Below are 17,565 nucleotides of genomic sequence, written 5' to 3' on the forward strand. Positions count from 1 at the left end.
GAGTGATCGGCGCTTGATCCATTCGCGTTAGCCAATGGCGATCGGGACCTTCGGGTGTCGATCGCCATTGTCGTTTCTAGGGGATTGCCTGCGGTACACATCGGCATTTGTGTTGCAGGACCTTTGGAAGCGGCGCTTTTTCGGCTTCCGGCAATATCACGTAAGACATGCTCGGCCCCTTGTCCTGGGCTTCTCTCTACCCTTGGATCTCCCCCCGCCTGTTTTTGCTGCGGCTTGTTCGCGGCGGGGTTTGATCGGAGGGTACAAGGTTGTCGGTTGACAACCTTGTGTGACTGGCGATACTGGAGGCTATGGATGGCTCGTGCAACTCATCCCAAGAAGGACATTGAAATGGCCCTGCGCTACGCCGAATGGCAGGGCTGGCGCATCGAGGTCGGCGGTGGTCATGCCTGGGGGCGGATCTACTGTCCGTACAACAACGAAGTGTGTCGCTGTGGCGAGTTTTGCATCACCAGCGTATGGCGCACGCCGAAGAATCCGACCCAGCACGCCCGGGCGTTATGCCGGGTGATCGATAACTGCACCCTGAACCAGCTGCGTGGAGCCAAGTCGCCGGCAGCCCGCAAGGAGTAAGCACCATGGAATACCTGTTCACCCTCAACTACCTGCTGCCGCTGGAGGGCTGTGATCCGCTGCAACTGGTGGAGCGCCTCGGTGCGGCGGGTTGCACCGACGTTCTGGTGGGCACCGGCCTGGCCGGGCGCCTGGCCCTGGAGTTCAGTCGCGAGGCCGAGAGTGCCGAAGCGGCGCTGCTCAGTGCCCTGGGGGATATCAAGCGGATCATTCCCGAAGCGCGGCTGGTGGAGGCCAGCCCGGATTTTGTCGGCCTCAGCGAGATCGCCGAGATCGTCGGCGTGTCCCGGCAGAACATGCGCAAGCTGATGCTCGGCCATGCCGACAGCTTTCCCCTGGCGATCCATGAAGGCAGCGCTTCGCTGTGGCACTTGGCGGAGGTCCTGAGCTGGCTGGACAGCAAGGGCGGCTACGCCCTCAAGCACCCGGTGATCGAGGTGGCGCGGGTGGCACAGCAGGTGAACACCGCCAAGGAGTCGAAGCGCATCGGCCCCCTCAGCGGTGAACTGGTGGCCTTGCTGGGCTGATGGGGCAGGGTGGGGCTTAGCGCCGCGCCACGTCGGAGAAGTAGAACTTGTCCAGGGTGTGCCGTGATTCGGTGTACTCGAACTGGCGCCCGTCCTGGAGAAAGGTCTGGTTGCTCACCACGATCACGTGGCTCTGGCCGTCCAGGTCGAGCAACTGCTGGTCGTCCTTGCTCCGCGGGCTGGCCTCGATGGTGCGTTGGGCGTAGCTGATGCTCAATTGCAGGGTTTGTTCGATGTAGGCATAGATCGACTGCTCGGCGATCTGCCGGTCCAGCCCTGGAATCAGATCGGCGACAAAGTGGTTGATGTCGAGAATCACCCGTTTGCCGTCAATGCGCCTGACCCGCTTGATCCGGGTGATCAGGCTGCCTTCTTCGGCTTGCAGATGGGCCCGCAGCGGGCCTTCGAGAGGAAACTGGCTGAACTCCACCACCTCGGTGCTGACGTCATCCCCCAGGCCTGGATAGGTTTCCTGGAAGCTGACGATGCCGCCCAGTTGGAACTCGATGGGATTGGGCGAGAGCACGAAGGTGCCCTTGCCGTGGATCTTCTGCGCGAAGCCGCGCTCCTGCAGCAGTTCGATGGCCTTGCGCACGGTGCCGCGGCTGGCCTGGTAGCTGTCCATCAGTTCGCTTTCCGAAGGCAGGCGGGCGCCACGCTCCAGACGTTCGGTGGTGATGCTGGCAAGCAGATCGCTGTAGATCTGGTTGTATTTGCTCATGGGATGGCTCTGCGCCGCGCTGTGCTCAAGGCAGGCACCTTAAGGGCTGCGCGGGGTATTTGTCCATGTACCTGGCAGGCCGGAGTCGGCTCGGAAAAGCACATTTCGAGCGTTGGCCAGAAGAAAAATCCAAACTCGTCTGTACGAGTTGTTGATTTAACTCGTACAGACGAGTAGTTTCCTCCTCGGCGTGCTGCCAATAACAAAAAACTCAGGTGGAAGAACGAGCATGAGCCACGACTATTCAACGATCGCCAGCGAGTTGCTGCACAGCCTCGGTGGCGCCGACAACCTCGAGCAGGCTGCCCATTGCGTGACCCGCCTGCGCCTGGCCCTGAAGGACCCGAGCCGGGTCGACAGCGCCACGCTCAACCAGATCGACCTGGTCAAGGGATCGTTCTTCACCGGCGGCCTGTTCCAGGTTGTGATCGGCCCCGGCGAAGTGGAAAAGGTCTATGCGGCGCTGCGTGAGCAGACTGGCCTTGCGGCCTCGACCATTGCCGATGTGAAGGACAAGGGCGCGCAGAAGACCCACGCCATGCAGCGCCTGGTGCGGGTGTTCTCCGATGTGTTCATGCCTATTCTGCCGGCCCTGATCATCGCCGGCCTGCTGATGGGGGTGAACAACCTGCTGGGTGCCAAGGGCATGTTCATCGAGGGCCAGACCCTGCTCGAGGCCTATCCGGACCTGGACGGGCTGTGGAGCCTGATCAACCTGATGGCCAACACTTCCTTCGTGTTCCTGCCGGCCCTGGTGGGCTGGTCGGCGGCCAAGCGCTTCGGCGGCAGCGAGATCCTCGGCATCGTCCTGGGCCTGATGCTGGTGCACCCGGACCTGCTCAACGCCTGGAACTACGGCAAGGCCGTGGCCGGGCTGGATGGCCAGAGCCTGCCGTACTTCGACATCCTCGGCCTGTTCCAGATCGAGAAGGTCGGCTACCAGGGGCAGATCCTGCCGATCCTGCTGGCAGCCTATGTGATGAGCGTGATCGAAAAATGGCTGCGGGCCCGGGTGCCCAACGCCATTACCCTGCTGGTGGTGCCCATCACCACCATCGTGGTCACCGGGGTGCTGGCCCTGGCGATCATCGGCCCGGTGACCCGCCATCTGGGGATCCTGATCACCGAAGGCGTGGTCACCCTGTTCGACCTGGCGCCGGTGGTGGGTGGGGCGATCTTTGGCCTGCTCTATGCGCCGCTGGTGATCACCGGCATGCACCACATGTTCCTGGCGGTCGATCTGCAACTGATCTCCACCCAGGGCGGCACCTTTATCTGGCCCATGATCGTCATGTCCAACCTGGCCCAGGGCAGCGCGGCCCTGGCGGTGTTCACCATGAGCCGCAATGCCCGGGACCGCAGCATGGCTTCGACCTCGGCGATCTCGGCCTATTTCGGCATCACCGAGCCGGCGATGTTCGGCGTCAACCTGCGCTACAAGTTTCCGTTCTATGCCGCGCTGATCGGTTCGGCCCTGGGCAGCATCTTCCTCTCGCTGAACAAGGTCCAGGCCTCGGCTATCGGCGTCGGTGGGCTGCCGGGGTTCATCTCGATCATTCCGCAATACATCCCGATGTTCGTGATCGGCATGGTCGTCGCCCTGGTGGTGCCTTTCGTCCTGACCTGCGGCCTGAGCCTGAAGATCATCCGTCCCGGCTACCGAGTGGCCTGACCGGCCTTCTAGGCGCCGGCTCGCCGGCGAATGCCCTCGCACTTTCCAAAGGATTCCCCCATGCAAGACTGGCAGCGTTCGGTGATCTACCAGATCTACCCGAAAAGTTTTCACAGCCACCAAGGGCAGGCCACCGGCGACCTGCTGGGAGTGGTAGACAAGCTCGACTACCTGCACTGGCTGGGGGTCGATTGCCTGTGGTTGACCCCGTTCCTGCGTTCGCCGCAACGCGACAACGGCTATGACATCAGCGACTACTACGCCATCGATCCCAGCTACGGCAGCATGGCCGACTGCGAGTTGCTGATCGCCGAGGCCGGCAAGCGCGGGATCAAGCTGATGCTGGACATCGTGGTCAACCACACCTCCATCGAGCACGCCTGGTTCCAGCAGGCTCGCAGCAGCCTGGACAACCCCTACCGGGATTTCTACATCTGGCGCGATGAGCCCAACAACTGGGAGTCCAAGTTCGGCGGCTCTGCCTGGGAATACGAGGCACAGACCGGGCAGTACTACCTGCACCTGTTCGACCACACCCAGGCCGACCTCAACTGGGACAACCCCCGGGTGCGCGCCGAAGTGTTCAAGATGATGCGCTTCTGGCGGGACAAGGGCGTCGGCGGCTTTCGCCTCGACGTGATCAACCTCATCTCCAAGCCTGCGGACTTCCCCGAGGACCAGAGCGATGGCCGGCGCTTCTATACCGATGGCCCGAACGTTCATGAGTACTTGCAGGAAATGCATCGGGAAGTGTTCGCCGGCCATGACCTGGTGAATGTCGGCGAGATGTCGTCCACCCGCCTGGAACACTGCATCCGCTACTCGAACCCGGAGTCGAAGGAGCTGTCCATGACCTTCAACTTCCATCACCTGAAGGTGGATTACCCCAATCAGCAGAAGTGGTTGCGGGCCGATTTCGACTTCCTTGAACTCAAGCGCATCCTGTCCGACTGGCAGTGCGGCATGCAGGCCGGTGGCGGCTGGAATGCGCTGTTCTGGTGTAACCACGACCAGCCCCGGGTGGTCTCGCGCTTTGGCGACGACGGCGAACACCGTGTGGTGTCGGCGAAGATGCTGGCCACCGCATTGCACCTGCTGCAGGGCACGCCCTTTGTCTATCAGGGCGAAGAGCTGGGCATGACCAATCCGCATTTCCAGCGCATCGAGCAGTATCGCGACGTCGAGACCCTGAACATCTACCGCCTCAAGCGCGAGGCCGGTGAAGAGCCGCAGGCCATCATGGCGGCGATCCAGCAGAAGTCCCGGGACAACGGGCGTACGCCAATGCAGTGGAATGCCGGGGCCAATGCCGGTTTCAGCAGCGGCACCCCCTGGATCGAGGTTGCGGCCAACGCTGGCCAGATCAACGTCCAGGCACAGCTCGACGACCCGCAATCAGTGCTGCACCACTATCGCCAATTGATCGCGTTGCGCCGTGAGCAGGGTTTGATCCAGCACGGCGTCTATCGCCAATTGCTGCCCGAGCATCCGCAGGTCTGGGCCTACGTGCGGGAAGGGCAGGGCGAGCGACTGCTGGTGGTGAACAACTTCTACGGTTCGCCGTGCGAGGTTGAATTGCCGCAGGAGGTCGTCGAGCCGGGCATGCAGCAGCGTCTGCTGATCAGCAACTACCCGGGGGATGGCGCCCGCAGCCGGCATTTGCGGCTGCGGCCCTATGAGTCCTTCGTCCTGCACCTGACCGACTGCTGATAATCCTCGCAGAAGCTGCCGGGCGGTTTGCGTCTGCCGTGAATGCGCTGTTGCAGATACAGCGCAGGGCTTCGTTCGTCGGCAAGCCGGCTTCTGCGGATCGAAATATCACAATAAAAATAATGGGGTGGCTTATGAAAACAACAATAAATCGCGGCCTGGCGGCGTCCTGCCTGTGCCTGGCATTGCCCTTTCCGGCCCAGGCCCTGGAGTTCGCCGGCTACCTGCGCAGCGGCCTTGGCACTTCGGTCAACAGCGGCCCGCAATCCTGCTTTCAGCTACCCGGCGCGCCCTCCAAGTACCGCCTGGGCAACGAGTGCGAGCAGTACGCCGAGCTTGAGCTGCGCCAGGACCTGTACACCCTGGAAGACGGCTCGGTGCTCAGCGTCGACGGCATGGCTTCGCTCTACAACCGCTACGACCGCAACCTGACCTTCCAGGGCGAAAACGGCTCGGCGCGCATGCCGCAGATGTACGCCCAGTGGTCGAACCTGCCCAGCCTCAATGGCGGCTCGCTGTGGGCCGGGCGCCGTTACTACAAGCGTAACGACATCCATATTTCCGACTTCTACTACTGGAACCAGAGCGCCACCGGCGGCGGGGTCGAGGACGTGCGCATCGGCGATCTGAAATACAGCTACGCCTTTTCCCGCAAGGACAACCTCTACCAGAAGCAGGCCGTGAGCCGTCATGACTTCAACGTTGCCGGTTTCCAGACCAACCCCGGCGGCGAGCTGGAGCTGGGCCTGAGTTACCTGGAAAAGCCCGATCGCCGTGGTGCCCACAATGGCTGGGCGATCACCGCCCAGCATGTGCAGAAAGACTTTTTCGGCGGCAAGAACAAACTGGCCCTGCAATACGGTGAGGGCCCCGGTACCGGCCTGGGCTACACCGGCAATCCCTACCTGGATGACGGCAACAAGAGCTATCGCCTGGTGGAGTTCTTCGATTGGCAGGTCACCCCGCGCTTCGGCGGCCAGGTAGAGGCGGTCTATCAGAAGGACATTCGCCCCGACGGCCAGGACCAGAACTGGATCTCCCTGGGTGTGCGCCCGGCCTATGCCATCACCGAACAGTTCAAGCTGGTGACCGAGTTTGGTCATGATCAGGTGGAGGCGCCCGGTGGCACCCGCAAACTCAGCAAGTTCACCTTCGCGCCCACCTGGTCGCCCAAGGGGCCGGAGTTCTGGGCGCGGCCCGAGGTGCGCCTGTATTACACCTATGCCAGTTGGAACGAGGCCGCCAAACGCGCGGCCAACGAACTGGCGGCCGGCTCCGCGCTGTCCGACAGTGGTGTCTTCGGCACCGCCCGGCACGGGGCGAACGTCGGTTTGCAGGTCGAGTACTGGTGGAAATAAGCGATGCTGTCGGGGCTCGCGCTCCATCGGCACTTCAAGGAATCATTAGCAGGTGACGTCATGGCCATAACCCAACCCTTGCAATTGCTCGCGCCCCTGTCCGGGGTGCTGCTGCCCCTGGACCAGGTTCCGGACCCGGTGTTTTCCAGCCGGGTGATCGGTGACGGGCTGTGCATCGACCCGACTTCCCAGACCCTCTGTGCGCCTCTGTCCGGGGTGATCAGCAACCTGCAACACAGCGGCCATGCGGTGAGCATCACCGGTGAACAGGGCCAGCAGGTGCTGATGCACATCGGGCTGGACACGGTGAACCTCGCGGGCAAGGGCTTCACCTGTCTGGTCGAGGAGGGGCAGCAGATCTCGGCAGGCCAGCCGCTGATCGAGTTCGATGCTGATTATCTGGCCCAGCACGCGCGCAGCCTGTTGACCCTGATGCTGGTGGTCAGTGGCGAGGCGGTGACGGGGCTGGTGTCCGGCAGCCTGCTGGTGGAGCTGGGACAGCCGGTGTTGCAGATCGAGCCCGCCTGCGCAGAGGAGGGGGCCAAGGTCGAGGGCGCTGAAACTGAGGCGCTGTTTTCCAAACCGCTGATCCTGGGCAACCCCCAGGGGCTGCATGCACGTCCGGCGGCGTTGCTGGCCCAGGCCGCCAAGGGCTTTGCCGCGAATATCTGCCTGCACCGGCGCCAGAACTCGGCCAATGCCAAGTCCCTGGTGTCGATCATGGCGTTGCAGACGGTGCAGGGCGATGTCTTGCAGGTCAGTGCTGCGGGTGCGGATGCCGAGCAGGCGATCCAGGTTCTGGTGGAGCTGCTGGTCTCGGGTTGTGGCGAGAAAGTCAGTGCTGCGGCGCCGAGTCCTGAGCCAGTAGCGGCGCGGGATGAGTCGTTGGAGACGGTTCTGCGGGGTGTCTGTGCGTCACCGGGTTCGGCGGTCGGCCAGGTGGTCCATGTGGCTGAGCAGCGCTTGCAGATAAGCGAGTGGGCGGCAAACCCGCAGCAGGAGCGCGAAATCCTTGAGCGGGCCTTGCGAGAGGCGGTGCGGGGCCTGCAACAGCTGCGGGACAATGCCCCGGGTGAAGCACAGCAGGAAATCTTCCGCGCCCACCAGGAACTCCTCGACGACCCGAGCCTGTTGCAGCAGGCCCAAGCCCTGATCGTCGCCGGCAAGAGCGCCGCCTTTGCCTGGAACTGTGCCATCGAGGTTACCGCCGAGCTGTTCAAGGGCCTGGGCAGTACGCTGCTGGCTGAGCGCGCGGTGGATCTGGCGGATGTCGGCCAACGGGTGCTCAAGCTGATTCTCGGGGTGCAAGAGCATGCCGTGAGCTTGCCGGACCAGGCCATCCTGATTGCCGAGCAACTGACCCCCTCGCAGACCGCCAGCCTGGACACGGCCAAGGTGCTGGGGTTTGCCACTGTCGGCGGCGGCGCCACCAGCCACGTGGCGATTCTCGCCCGAGCCCTGGGCCTGCCGGCGATCTGTGGGCTGTCGCCCCGGGTCCTGTCCCTGGCCAACGGCACCCGGGTGCTGCTGGATGCCGATCGCGGCGAACTGCATACGGACCCTGACCCGCAACGCTTGCAGCAACTGGAGGCCCTGCGTCAGCAGCAACGCCTGCGCCAGCATCAGGACCTGGCCCAGGCGGCGCAACCGGCGGTGACCCGTGATGGTCATCATCTGGAGGTCACGGCCAACATTGCCTCTCTGGCGGAGGCCGAGCAGGCCATGAGCCTGGGAGGCGAGGGCGTCGGCCTGTTGCGTTCGGAGTTCCTCTACCAGGACCGCAGCCATGCCCCCAGCCTGGAGGAGCAGGCCGAAACCTATAGGGCCATCGCCCAGGCCCTGGGCCCTGGGCGCAATCTGGTGGTGCGCACCCTGGACGTGGGCGGCGACAAGCCCCTGGCCTATGTGCCCATGGACAGTGAAGCCAACCCCTTTCTCGGCCTGCGGGGCATCCGTCTGTGCCTGGAGCGTCCCGAACTGCTGCGGGAGCAGTTCCGGGCGATTCTCGCCAGCGCCGGGCAGGCACGCCTGCACATCATGTTGCCCATGGTCAGCCAGCTGGCGGAGCTGCGTCAGGCGCGGCAGCTACTGGATGACGAGGTTCGGGCCCTGGGCCTGGCGGAGCGGCCCAAGTTGGGCATCATGATCGAGGTGCCTTCGGCGGCCCTGATGGCAGACCGCTTTGCTCCGGAGGTGGATTTCTTCTCCATCGGCACCAACGACCTGACCCAGTACACCCTGGCCATGGACCGTGATCATCCGCGTCTGGCCAGTCAGGCCGACAGCTTTCACCCGTCGGTGCTGCGCCTGATCGCGCGAACGGTGCAGGCCGCCCATGCCCACGGCAAGTGGGTCGGAGTCTGTGGTGCACTGGCGTCCGAAACCCTGGCAGTGCCGCTGTTGCTGGGCCTGGGGGTGGACGAACTGTCGGTGAGCGTGCCGTTGATTCCGGCCATCAAGGCCCGGGTACGCGAGCTGGATCTGAGCGAATGCCAGGCGCTGGCAGCTCGGATCATCGATCTGGAGGACGCGGTTCAGGTACGTGAATACCTGCACAAGCAGCAAGTCGCAGCCGATTCACTGGTTCTGGAGAGCTGAAAATGTTCGAGAAATTGCAACGCGCGTTCTGGAAAGCCCTGACTCCGGATCTGATCCCTGATCAGCCGAAGGCCCCCAGGGCCAACGGCAATGTTCTGAATGACGCAATGCTGGCGGCGCTGGGTGGCAGCGCCAACATCAAGAGCCAGCAACCCCTGGCCCTGACCCGCCTGCGCCTTGAGCTGCATGATCCGCAACTGCTGGACAGCAGCGCCCTGCGCGTGGCGGGGGTACCGGCGGTGATGCCCCTGGCCGGTGGCGTGGTGCACCTGCTGTTGGGGTTGCAGGGCTGAGGGGCCTGTTCGCCGGCCAACCGGTTCCTGCAAGAGCAACGGGCTTGCCAGCGAGCAGACTCTCGAAAACACCCATCGTTTCCCCGTCTCGCCTGCGTCCCGTCGCCGCGCCGGCCTTACTGTTTCTCAACTGCGGGTGTATCGTATTCGCCTTTTGCGGGCCTGGGCCCGCGGCTGATACGTGAGGTAGTTGAGTCCATGTCCTTTACCCGTCGACAAATACTCGGTGGTCTGGCCGGTCTGGTAGTGGTGGGCGTGGGGGCGGGCGGCGCATCGCGTTATTGGCTGGGAAAGATGGCTGACGCCGAGGCGGGGCACGATTACGAGCTGATCGCCGCGCCACTGGACGTGGAGCTGGTGCCTGGGCACAAGACCGAGGCCTGGGCCTTCGGCCCTTCGGCGCCGGGTACCGAACTGCGGGTGCGCCAGGGCGAATGGCTGCGGGTACGCTTCATCAACCACCTGCCGGTGGCCACCACCATCCACTGGCACGGCATCCGCCTGCCCCTGGAAATGGACGGTGTGCCTTACGTCTCGCAACTGCCGGTGCTGCCCGGCGAATACTTCGACTACAAGTTCCGCGTGCCGGATGCCGGCAGCTACTGGTATCACCCCCATGTGAACAGCAGTGAAGAACTGGGTCGCGGCCTGGTGGGCCCGCTGATCATCGAAGAACGCGAACCCACCGGCTTCAAGTACGAGCGCACCCTGAGCCTGAAAAGCTGGCACGTGGATGAAGAGGGCGCGTTCATGCCCTTCAGCATCCCTCGGGAGGCGGCGCGCGGTGGTACGGCCGGGCGCCTGTCCACCATCAACGGTGTGTCCCAGGCGGTGATCGACCTGCCGGCCGGGCAGATCACCCGGGTGCGCCTGCTGAACCTGGACAACACCCTGACCTACCGCATCAACATCCCGGATGTCGAAGCGCAGATCTATGCGCTGGACGGCAACCCCATCGAACCGCGCCCCTTGGGCAAGGAATACTGGCTGGGCCCGGGCATGCGCATCTGCCTGGCGATCAAGGCGCCGGCGGCCGGTGTGGAGTTGTCCCTGCGCAACGGACCGGTGCGCCTGGGCACTTTGCGCTCGGTGGCCAACAACGACGCGCCCACCCAGTGGCCCGCCGCCTTGCCGGCCAACCCCGTGGCCGAGCCGGATCTCGACAACGCCGAGAAGCTCAACTTCAATTTCGAATGGGTTGGCTCGGTCTCGGTGAACGTGGACAATGGCAAGCCGCCTAGCCTGTGGCAGATCAACGGCCAGGCCTGGGACATCACCGACAAGACCTGCGCCGACCGCCCGATTGCCACCCTGAAAAAGGGCAAGAGCTACATTTTCGAATTGAAGAACATGACCCAGTACCAGCACCCGATCCACTTGCACGGCATGAGCTTCAAGGTCATCGCCTCGAACCGCAAGAAGATCACCCCCTACTTCACCGACACCTACCTGCTGGGCAAGAACGAGCGCGCCCGGGTCGCCCTGGTGGCGGATAACCCGGGGGTCTGGATGTTCCACTGCCACGTGATCGACCACATGGAAACCGGCCTGATGGCCGCCATCGAGGTGGTGTGATGCGCCAGATACGCCCGGCGCCGATCATCGACCGCAGCCGCGACCAGGACTTCATGCGTGAAGCCCTGGCCCTGGCCGCGCAGGGCGCTGCCCTGGGCGAGGTGCCGGTTGGCGCGGTGCTGGTGCTGGATGGGCAGGTCATCGGCCGTGGCTACAACTGCCCCATCAGCGGCAGCGATCCCAGCGCCCACGCCGAGATGGTGGCGATCCGCGAAGCGGCCCAGGCGGTGAGCAACTATCGCCTGCCCGGCAGCACCCTGTACGTGACCCTTGAACCTTGCAGCATGTGCGCCGGGCTGATCGTCCATTCGCGCATTGCCCGGGTGGTGTACGGCGCACTGGAACCCAAGGCCGGCATTGTGCAGAGCCAGGGGCAGTTCTTCACCCAAGGGTTTCTCAACCATCGAGTGCTGTACGAGGGCGGAGTTCTGGCCGAGGAGTGCGGCACGGTGCTGAGCGAATTCTTCAAGGCGCGTCGAGCGCGCTGATCTCAAACCGGTTCGCGGCCTACACAAAACCGTAGGAGCCGGCTTGCCGGCGAAGAGGCCCTTGAGCCTTGCGCCGCTCTGGCGGGCGCCTTCGCTGGCAAGCGGAACGCCGCCCGGCCAGCTCCTGCGGGGGAAGGCGGGTTATTTCTTGGCGACTATCACCGCACGCATCGGCGCCGGCAGGCCTTCGATGGTCTTGCTGTGGTCGTTGGGGTCCAGGAAGTCGCTCAGGGACTGGTACTTCATCCACTCGGTGCCGCGCTGCTCCTCGACGCTGGTCACGCTGACATCCACGCACCGCACGTCGCTGAACCCGGCGCGCCGCAGCCACAGTTCCAGGGCCGGCACCGACGGCAGGAACCACACGTTGCGCATCTGCGCGTAGCGGTCTTCCGGTACCAGCACCTGATGCTGGTCGCCTTCCACCACCAGGGTTTCCAACACCAGTTCACCGCCCTTGACCAGGCAGTCCTTGAGCGCCAGCAGGTGCTCGATGGGCGAACGGCGGTGGTAGAACACCCCCATGGAAAACACCGTGTCGAAGCCTTCCAGGTTGGCCGGCAGGTCTTCGAAGGGGAAGGGCAGGTGCCACACCGAAGGCTCCGACAAGTAACGCTGCACCGCCTGGAACTGGCAGAAGAACAGCCAGTTGGGGTCGACGCCGATCACGCTGTGGGCGCCGGCGCCAAGCATGCGCCACATGTAGTAGCCATTACCGCAGCCGACATCGAGGATGCGCTTGCCCTCAAGGTCCAGGTGCGGGGCGACCCGCGACCACTTCCAGTCCGAACGCCATTCGGTGTCCACGTGCACGCCGAACAGGTCGAACGGGCCCTTGCGCCACGGCGACAGGCCCATCAGTGCGGTGCGCATCTGCGCCCGAGTGGCGTTGTCGCAGTCGGTGTCCAGGCGCAGGCCATTGATCAGGTCGATTTCGCTGGGCTGGATCTTCGGCAATGCATCCAGGGCGCTTTGCCAGCGCTCCAGGTCGCCATGGCCTTTTTCCATCTTGGCGTCGAGCTGGGCTTGCAGCCCGTTGGCCCAGGTGGCCAGGGGCGTACCCGCCAGACGGCGAGCGAGGGGGGACAGATCAATCATGGCAGGGCAATCAACGAGGCAAAGTTAAGGCATTGGAACCACGGCACCACTTTCGAGAACCCGGCAGCCAGCAGGCGTTCGCGGTGTTCTTCGAGGCTGTCGGGCTTCATGACGTTTTCGATGGCACTGCGCTTCTGGGCGATTTCCAGTTCGCTGTAGCCGTTGGCGCGCTTGAAGGCGATGTGCAGGTCGGTGAGCAGGGCGTGTTCCTGGTCATCGTTGAAGCGCAGCTTCTCCGAGAGGATCAGCGCGCCACCGGGCAGCAGTGACTGGCGGATGCGCCCCAGCAGGGCCAGACGCTGCTCGGGGGCGATGAACTGCAGGGTGAAGTTCAGGGCCACCACCGAGGCCGGCTGGAATTCCAGGGCCAGGATATCGCCCTCGATCACCTGCACCGGCAGCAGCTCCTGGAACATCGAGTCCTGGCCGTTGAGGTATTCCCGGCACCGTTCGACCATGGCTGCGGAGTTGTCCACCGCGATGACCCGGCAGCCATCCGTGCGCACATGGCGGCGCAGGGCCTGGGTCACTGCCCCCAGGGAAGAGCCCAGGTCGTAGAGCACGCTGTTGGGCTGGGCGAACTGCGCCGCCAGCACCCCGAGGTTCTCGACAATGGTCGGGTAACCCGGCACCGAGCGCTTGATCATGTCCGGGAACACCCGCACCACATCCTCGTTGAAGGCGAAGTCGGGCACCTGGGCCAGTGGCTGGGCGAAAAGGCGGTCGGGTTCTTTGCTCACGGCGGTTCCGGCGATGGAGATAAAAAGAGGGCGGCATTGTAGCCGCTGCCGCAGGCTGCGATAAGGCCCGCAGGGCCTTCAGGGGCGCAAGGGCGACGCAAGGTGGGGGCCTTTCGCCGGCAAGCCGGCTCCTACGGAGAGTAGGGACCGGCCTGTCGGCGCAGGCGGCTCAGCGTGGCTTCTGGCTGAACGCCGAAGCGGCAATGCCCCACTGGCCCAGCCAGTAGAAAATGATGATCAGGTAGGGCGCGGCGTCGAAGGCCAGCACGAAGCGGCTGATGCCGATCAGGCTGTCGGAGAAGGCAAAGCTCAGGGCGCCCAGCGCTGCCAGTACCGCGGACCGCGTGGGCACCGCTGAGCCGAGGCGTGCCAGGGCGCGCCAGAGCATGGCGCTGATGGTCAGGGCGTAGACGATCACCGGCACCAGCAACGGCCCCAGGCCGTGGGAGATCAGGATGCTCAACAGCACCGCGCCAATGGCCAGTGCCACCAGCAAGGGCAGCAGCGCCGGGCGCCGGCAGTCGCTGAGATAAGCCTTGAGGTAGGCCAGGTGCGCCACCAGGAAGGCTCCGAGACCGAACACGAACAGGTCCGTGGGCCAGGCCAGCAGGACATCCCCCAGCACCGAGAACAGCAGGCCGATGATGATCCAGCGCCGGTAGTCCCCGGGCGGTGCATCGTGCAGCCAGCCCAGCAGGGCCAGCACCGGCAGTGGCTTGACCAGCAGGCAGAGCAGGGTGGCATGCACGCTGACGCCGTAGAGGAAGGTCGCGGCGCCCATCAGCGCCAGTATCAGCCAGCCCATGTCAGTTCACCGTGATCGAGCAGTCGAAGGCCTTCACCGGGGCCTCTTCCGGTGCCCAGGGTTGCTGGTAGGTCAGCAGCAGCCGGCCCTGGCCGCTGGCGAAGGCCTGGAAACGCCAGGTCGACTGCCCGCCACTGCCCACCAGACCGGTGTCTTCGGGGTTGCTGTAGACCTCGGGGCTGACCTTGCGCAGGATGCCGCCGGCCGAATCCTGGATCGCCCAGCGATAACCGGTGGTGGGGTTGCTTGGCAGGGTGAGGATCAGGTTCTGCCCATTGTGCAGTTGCAGCGGGCATTCACTCTGGTTTTCAACGGTGACGTTCTGCTTGGGCTGGCTGGCGCAAGCGGTCAGCAGGGCGAGGCTGAGCAGGGCAAGAAGGCGGGGTGTGGGCATGGGTCAGGAAGCTCCGATCATTCATGACGAACGGCGAGCATAACTGAAGATGATGGGCGGTGTGGGGAGGGGAATAAAGGTTGGCGGTTATGGCCTGTTCGCCGGCAAGCCGGCTCCTGCGAGGGGGGCCCTGCAGGAGCCGGCTTGCGGCGAAAGGGGTTAGAACAGCACTTTGGCCACGTCGGCAAAACGCTTGGCAAAATGCACGGTGATGCCTTCCTTGAGGTAGTCCGGCAGTTCTTCGAAATGCCCGCGGTTGGGCTCCGGCAGGATCAGCTCGTGGATCTTCTGGCGCCGCGCGGCGATGACTTTCTCGCGCACCCCGCCAATGGGCAGCACGTGGCCGGTGAGGGTCAGCTCGCCGGTCATGGCCACGCCTTTCTTCGGCGGCTGGTTGCGCGCCAGGGACAGCAGGGCGCTGGCCATGGTCACCCCGGCACTGGGGCCGTCCTTGGGGGTGGCGCCTTCGGGAACGTGCAGGTGGACGAAGGCTTCGTCGAAGAACTTGCTGTCGCCGCCGAATTGCTTGAGGTGCGAGCTGACGTAGCTGTAGGCGATCTCCGCCGATTCCTTCATCACATCCCCCAGTTGCCCGGTGAGCTTGAAGCCGCGGTTGTGGGTGTGAATGCGCGTGGCCTCGATAGGCAGGGTGGCGCCGCCCATGCTGGTCCAGGCCAGGCCGGTGATGACCCCGGTGCCGCTCAGGACCTGCTCGTTACGGAACACCGGCATGCCCAGGGAAGCCTCCAGGTCCTTGGGCGCGATCTTGATCGTGGCGTCCGGCTCGTCCAGCAGCTTGACCACGGCCTTGCGTACCAGCTTGCCCAGTTGTTTCTCCAGCTGGCGCACCCCGGCTTCCCGGGCGTAGCCATCGATCACCGTGCGCAGGGCGCCGTCGCTGATGCTCAGGCTGGTCTTGGCGACACCGGCCTTTTCCAGCTGCTTGGGCCACAGGTGGCGTTTGGCGATGGCCAGTTTTTCTTCGGTGATGTAGCCGGACAGGCGAATCACTTCCATACGGTCCAGCAGCGGGCCGGGAATCGAATCCAGGGTGTTGGCAGTGCACACGAACAGGACCTTGGACAGGTCCATGCGCAGGTCCAGGTAATGATCGAGGAAGTCGACGTTCTGCTCCGGGTCCAGGGTCTCCAGGAGGGCCGAGGCCGGGTCGCCCTGGTAGCTCTGGCCCATCTTGTCGATCTCGTCGAGCATGATCACCGGGTTCATCACCTCCACTTCCTTGAGGGCCTGCACCAGCTTGCCCGGCTGGGCGCCGATGTAGGTGCGGCGGTGGCCCTTGATCTCGGCTTCATCACGCATGCCGCCGACGCTGAAGCGGTAGAACGGCCGCCCCAGGGATTCGGCGATGGATTTGCCGACGCTGGTCTTGCCGACACCGGGTGGGCCTACCAGCAGCACGATGGAGCCGCTGATCTCGCCCTTGTAGGCGCCCACCGCGAGGAATTCGAGGATACGGTTCTTGATGTCGTCGAGCCCGGCGTGGTGCTTGTCCAGCACCTTGCGCGCGTGCTTGAGGTCGAGCTTGTCGTCGCCGAAGACACCCCAGGGCACGGCCGTGGCCCATTCCAGGTAGTTGCGGGTAACCGCATATTCCGGCGAGCCGGTCTCCAGGATCGACAGCTTGTTCATTTCCTCGTCGATGCGTTTCTGCGCCTGGGGCGGCAGCACTTTGCCAGTCAGGCGCTGTTCGAACTGCTCCAGGTCGGCGCTGCGGTCATCCTTGGTCAACCCCAGCTCCTGCTGGATCACCTTGAGCTGCTCCTTGAGGAAGAACTCGCGCTGGTGCTCGCCGATCTTGCGGTTGACCTCGGCGGAAATCTCTTTCTGCAGGCGCGCCACTTCGACTTCCTTGCGCAGCATCGGCAGGACTTTTTCCATGCGCTTGAGCATGGGCACGCAGTCCAGCACTTCCTGCAGTTCGTTGCCGGTGGCGGAGGTCAGGGCGGCGGCGAAGTCGGTCAGGGGCGACGGATCGTTGGGGCTGAAGCGGTTGAGGTAGTTCTTCAGCTCTTCGCTGTACAGCGGGTTGAGCGGCAGCAACTCCTTGATCGCATTGATCAGCGCCATGCCGTAGGCCTTGACCTCGTCGGTGGGCTCGCTGGGCTGATGGGGGTACTCGACCTCCACCAGGTAGGGCGGACGATGGTGCTTGAGCCAGGTGCGGATGCGCACCCGGGTCAGGCCCTGGGCAACGAACTGCAGCTTGCCGTTTTCACGGCTGGCGTGATGGACCTTGACCAGGGTGCCGTACTCCGGCAGCGCGGAGGTATCGAAGTGCCGCGGGTCCTCCTGCGGGGTGTCCATGAAAAACAGGGCAAGGGAGTGATGCTCGGATTTGCTCACCAGTTCCAGGGTTTCGGCCCAGGGCTCTTCATTGACGATGACCGGCAATACTTGCGCAGGAAAGAAGGGACGATTGTGAATCGGGATGATGTAGACCTTGTCCGGCAGATTCTGTCCGGGCAGGGCCAGGCCGGTGCCATGGGCAGCCTGGTGTTCGGTGTTTTCCGGATCGACGTAGTCACGTGGATCTTCGGGAAATTCTTGCTGGTCGCTCATGGAGGCTCCTGCGCGATGGACTATGCAGCTTAGATGGGGCAGGTCGCCGCGGGTTTCAATGGGGGACTGGTTTCAGCGTTTTTCCGAAGCGGTGGGAAATGCCGCTGCATCGCCCCTTGCCCTGGCAGAGAAGCGTTGCATAGCCGCGGTCTAGGCTGTTCTTGCTGCATGCCTGGGGGTTTTTGCGAAGGGATTCAAGCTCACTTGAAGGGGCTGTTTGACATGGGTTGTCAATAAAATGACTGCGATGTCACCTGTTTTATTGCGTGATCTTGTGTAATTTGAGGATTAATCTGATTGCCCGGAATGCCGGAATGAAGCTGGCATTTATTTGACGCGCGCATTCAGCTTCTCAGAGGGATGGGTATGAAGAAGGGATTTTTCAGCTTCCGGCAGGGGTTATCCGCGTCGG

The 17,565-nt window shown here is 63.8% G+C and carries 15 protein-coding genes; 9 read left to right on the forward strand and 6 right to left on the reverse strand.

The window, feature by feature from the left end:
- Positions 1-315 precede the first annotated feature (315 nt).
- Both M2395_RS19475 and M2395_RS19480 read left to right on the forward strand, forming a co-directional pair.
- A complete protein-coding gene (locus M2395_RS19475) occupies positions 316-594 on the forward strand; it encodes a hypothetical protein (RefSeq protein WP_026019975.1) in 279 nt (92 codons plus the stop codon).
- 5 nt (positions 595-599) lie between these two features.
- A complete protein-coding gene (locus M2395_RS19480) occupies positions 600-1,121 on the forward strand; it encodes an AlpA family transcriptional regulator (RefSeq protein WP_053153583.1) in 522 nt (173 codons plus the stop codon).
- 16 nt (positions 1,122-1,137) lie between these two features.
- Here M2395_RS19480 and treR read toward each other — a convergent pair whose 3' ends face one another.
- A complete protein-coding gene (treR, locus tag M2395_RS19485) occupies positions 1,138-1,842 on the reverse strand; it encodes a trehalose operon repressor (RefSeq protein ID WP_011063188.1) in 705 nt (234 codons plus the stop codon).
- Positions 1,843-2,071: 229 nt separating this feature from the next.
- Between treR and treP the strand changes: the two genes are divergently transcribed.
- The 7 genes from treP (at position 2,072) to tadA (ending at position 11,536) form a co-directional block, all read left to right on the forward strand.
- Entirely contained in the window at positions 2,072-3,514 is a 1,443-nt protein-coding gene (gene treP, locus M2395_RS19490; protein WP_053153580.1) for a PTS system trehalose-specific EIIBC component, read from the forward strand.
- 60 nt (positions 3,515-3,574) lie between these two features.
- The gene (gene treC, locus M2395_RS19495; RefSeq protein WP_053153577.1) at positions 3,575-5,224 is read left to right on the forward strand and encodes an alpha,alpha-phosphotrehalase; all 1,650 of its coding nucleotides are present in this window, start codon (positions 3,575-3,577) and stop codon (positions 5,222-5,224) included.
- A 134-nt stretch (positions 5,225-5,358) separates the two neighbouring features.
- Complete coding sequence (locus M2395_RS19500; protein WP_053159956.1) at positions 5,359-6,582, forward strand: carbohydrate porin; 1,224 nt, start codon at positions 5,359-5,361, stop codon at positions 6,580-6,582.
- 60 nt (positions 6,583-6,642) lie between these two features.
- A complete protein-coding gene (gene ptsP / locus M2395_RS19505) occupies positions 6,643-9,180 on the forward strand; it encodes a phosphoenolpyruvate--protein phosphotransferase (RefSeq protein ID WP_123431377.1) in 2,538 nt (845 codons plus the stop codon).
- 2 nt (positions 9,181-9,182) lie between these two features.
- The gene (locus M2395_RS19510; RefSeq protein ID WP_011063183.1) at positions 9,183-9,473 is read left to right on the forward strand and encodes a PTS transporter subunit EIIB; all 291 of its coding nucleotides are present in this window, start codon (positions 9,183-9,185) and stop codon (positions 9,471-9,473) included.
- A gap of 198 nt (positions 9,474-9,671) precedes the next feature.
- Positions 9,672-11,048: a multicopper oxidase family protein gene (locus M2395_RS19515; RefSeq protein ID WP_015636864.1), complete on the forward strand. Its 1,377-nt coding sequence runs from the start codon at positions 9,672-9,674 to the stop codon at positions 11,046-11,048.
- Entirely contained in the window at positions 11,048-11,536 is a 489-nt protein-coding gene (tadA, locus tag M2395_RS19520) for a tRNA adenosine(34) deaminase TadA (RefSeq protein ID WP_011063181.1), read from the forward strand. The genes M2395_RS19515 and tadA overlap by 1 nt, the downstream gene beginning before the upstream one ends.
- Before the next feature lie 141 nt (positions 11,537-11,677).
- Here tadA and cmoB read toward each other — a convergent pair whose 3' ends face one another.
- The 5 genes from cmoB to lon form a co-directional block, all read right to left on the reverse strand.
- A complete protein-coding gene (gene cmoB / locus M2395_RS19525; protein ID WP_015636863.1) occupies positions 11,678-12,634 on the reverse strand; it encodes a tRNA 5-methoxyuridine(34)/uridine 5-oxyacetic acid(34) synthase CmoB in 957 nt (318 codons plus the stop codon).
- Entirely contained in the window at positions 12,631-13,374 is a 744-nt protein-coding gene (gene cmoA, locus M2395_RS19530) for a carboxy-S-adenosyl-L-methionine synthase CmoA (RefSeq protein WP_011063179.1), read from the reverse strand. The genes cmoB and cmoA overlap by 4 nt, the downstream gene beginning before the upstream one ends.
- Before the next feature lie 169 nt (positions 13,375-13,543).
- Positions 13,544-14,179 carry a lysoplasmalogenase gene (locus tag M2395_RS19535; RefSeq protein WP_011063178.1) on the reverse strand — a complete coding sequence of 212 codons (636 nt, stop codon included), beginning with the start codon at positions 14,177-14,179 and terminating at the stop codon, positions 13,544-13,546.
- A 1-nt stretch (position 14,180) separates the two neighbouring features.
- Positions 14,181-14,573 carry a protease inhibitor I42 family protein gene (locus tag M2395_RS19540; protein WP_011063177.1) on the reverse strand — a complete coding sequence of 131 codons (393 nt, stop codon included), beginning with the start codon at positions 14,571-14,573 and terminating at the stop codon, positions 14,181-14,183.
- Positions 14,574-14,732: 159 nt separating this feature from the next.
- Entirely contained in the window at positions 14,733-17,153 is a 2,421-nt protein-coding gene (lon, locus tag M2395_RS19545; protein WP_077934714.1) for an endopeptidase La, read from the reverse strand.
- Between the last annotated feature and the right edge of the window lie 412 nt (positions 17,154-17,565).

Source organism: Pseudomonas sp. BIGb0176 (assembly GCF_024810175.1).
Taxonomy (GTDB): Bacteria; Pseudomonadota; Gammaproteobacteria; order Pseudomonadales; family Pseudomonadaceae; genus Aquipseudomonas; species Aquipseudomonas protegens.

Excerpts from the sequence above, each read along its gene's own strand:
- M2395_RS19515 (WP_015636864.1), top strand. The coding sequence starts at position 9,672 with ATGTCCTTTACCCGTCGACAAATACTCGGTGGTCTGGCCGGTCTGGTA.
- cmoB (WP_015636863.1), bottom strand. The coding sequence starts at position 12,634 with ATGATTGATCTGTCCCCCCTCGCTCGCCGTCTGGCGGGTACGCCCCTG.
- M2395_RS19500 (WP_053159956.1), top strand. The coding sequence starts at position 5,359 with ATGAAAACAACAATAAATCGCGGCCTGGCGGCGTCCTGCCTGTGCCTG.
- M2395_RS19540 (WP_011063177.1), bottom strand. The coding sequence starts at position 14,573 with ATGCCCACACCCCGCCTTCTTGCCCTGCTCAGCCTCGCCCTGCTGACC.
- tadA (WP_011063181.1), top strand. The coding sequence starts at position 11,048 with ATGCGCCAGATACGCCCGGCGCCGATCATCGACCGCAGCCGCGACCAG.
- treR (WP_011063188.1), bottom strand. The coding sequence starts at position 1,842 with ATGAGCAAATACAACCAGATCTACAGCGATCTGCTTGCCAGCATCACC.
- ptsP (WP_123431377.1), top strand. The coding sequence starts at position 6,643 with ATGGCCATAACCCAACCCTTGCAATTGCTCGCGCCCCTGTCCGGGGTG.
- M2395_RS19480 (WP_053153583.1), top strand. The coding sequence starts at position 600 with ATGGAATACCTGTTCACCCTCAACTACCTGCTGCCGCTGGAGGGCTGT.
- M2395_RS19510 (WP_011063183.1), top strand. The coding sequence starts at position 9,183 with ATGTTCGAGAAATTGCAACGCGCGTTCTGGAAAGCCCTGACTCCGGAT.
- M2395_RS19535 (WP_011063178.1), bottom strand. The coding sequence starts at position 14,179 with ATGGGCTGGCTGATACTGGCGCTGATGGGCGCCGCGACCTTCCTCTAC.
- treP (WP_053153580.1), top strand. The coding sequence starts at position 2,072 with ATGAGCCACGACTATTCAACGATCGCCAGCGAGTTGCTGCACAGCCTC.
- treC (WP_053153577.1), top strand. The coding sequence starts at position 3,575 with ATGCAAGACTGGCAGCGTTCGGTGATCTACCAGATCTACCCGAAAAGT.
- M2395_RS19475 (WP_026019975.1), top strand. The coding sequence starts at position 316 with ATGGCTCGTGCAACTCATCCCAAGAAGGACATTGAAATGGCCCTGCGC.
- lon (WP_077934714.1), bottom strand. The coding sequence starts at position 17,153 with ATGAGCGACCAGCAAGAATTTCCCGAAGATCCACGTGACTACGTCGAT.